General features: G+C 69.9%; 1 protein-coding gene and 2 pseudogenes. All 3 read right to left on the bottom strand.

The features are described 5' to 3' along the window. A pseudogene (locus DPV74_RS41365) lies at positions 1 to 238 on the bottom strand (MotA/TolQ/ExbB proton channel family protein); the annotation flags it as partial. A gap of 18 nt (positions 239 to 256) precedes the next feature. Further along, positions 257 to 1,054 carry a 4-hydroxy-tetrahydrodipicolinate reductase gene (dapB, locus tag DPV74_RS41370; protein WP_021159286.1) on the bottom strand — a complete coding sequence of 266 codons (798 nt, stop codon included), beginning with the start codon at positions 1,052 to 1,054 and terminating at the stop codon, positions 257 to 259. 62 nt (positions 1,055 to 1,116) lie between these two features. Next, positions 1,117 to 1,286: pseudogene (locus tag DPV74_RS41375) on the bottom strand (outer membrane protein assembly factor BamE); the annotation flags it as partial.

The raw sequence follows: 1,286 nt of genomic DNA on the forward strand, positions 1-1,286 counted from the left end.
CGAACACGCGCTCGCGATCGGCGCCGGCGAGCGCGGTTATGCCCGCGTCGAGCGACGGCGCGCGCCAGAACGCGGCGAGCGCGCGCGGCCCCTGCCGCTTCGCGCGGACCAGCAGCCAGGCTTTCATGAGGAGGAAGCACCAGCTGGCGACGGACATCGCCAGCAGCACATAGGCGACGGCATGCGTGATCGCATCGCCGCTTTCGAGGTAGTGGACAACGCCGGTGGGTATTGCCATCGGAGTTTCCCCGTGGGGTCAGCGCAGGCCGAGCACGTCCTGCATGTCGAACAGGCCGGCGCCGCGCGCCGACAGGAAGCGGACCGCGCGCAGCGCGCCCTGCGCATACGACACGCGGCTCGACGACTTGTGCGTGATCTCGATGCGCTCGCCGATCCCGGCAAACAGCACGGTGTGATCGCCGACGATGTCGCCGCCGCGCACCGCCGCGAAGCCGATCGACGACGGATCGCGTTCGCCCGTCACGCCGTGGCGGCCGTACACCGCGCAATCGTCGAGCGAGCGCCCGAGCGCGCCGGCGACCGCTTCGCCCATCATCAGCGCGGTGCCCGACGGCGCGTCGACCTTGTGGCGGTGATGCGCCTCGATGATCTCGATGTCGTAGCCGTGCGAGAAGTGCTTCGCCGCGAATTCGAGCAGCTTCAGCGTGACGTTCACGCCGACGCTCATGTTCGCCGCGAACACGATGCCGATCTTGCCCGCCGCGGCCTGCAGCCCGGCCTTCTGCTCGGCGGTGAAGCCGGTCGTGCCGATCACGAGTTTCACGTCGTGGCGCAGCGCGGCCTCGATATGGGCCATCGTGCCTTCCGGACGCGTGAAGTCGATCAGGTAGTCGGCCTGCGCGAACACGGCGTCGAGATCGGCGGTCAGCCTGACCCCGGTTTCCTTGCCGAGGAACGCGCCGGCGTCCTGGCCGAGGAACGGCGAATCGGCGCGGTCGAGCGCGCCGACGAGCTGCGCGTCGGAATCGTTGAGAACGGCTTCGATCAGCATCCGGCCCATACGGCCCGATGCGCCGGCAATCGCAATCTTCATGGCTTTCTACACGACAGGTCTAAAGGCGGGCGGCGCATGCCGCCCTGTTTCCGCGCGCGGGCTTATTGCGCCGGCGCGGTGAGCGGCTGGTTCTGCAGCGTGTCGGAGCCTTGCGGGCCGACCGGCGGCGACGCCTCGTTCGACGCGTTCGGCGGCGGCGGACGATGGAACTGGAACTGCGGCTGGATCGCCGGAACCGCGCCCGGCGGCTGGCCGCCCGGCACCGGCGCAC

It is taken from the genome of Burkholderia sp. HAN2018, assembly GCF_024704855.1.
GTDB classification, from domain to species: Bacteria; Pseudomonadota; Gammaproteobacteria; order Burkholderiales; family Burkholderiaceae; genus Burkholderia; species Burkholderia cepacia.

What these genes read in the sequence shown, in the direction of transcription:
- dapB (WP_021159286.1), bottom strand. Translation starts at nt 1,054, where the DNA reads ATGAAGATTGCGATTGCCGGCGCATCGGGCCGTATGGGCCGGATGCTG.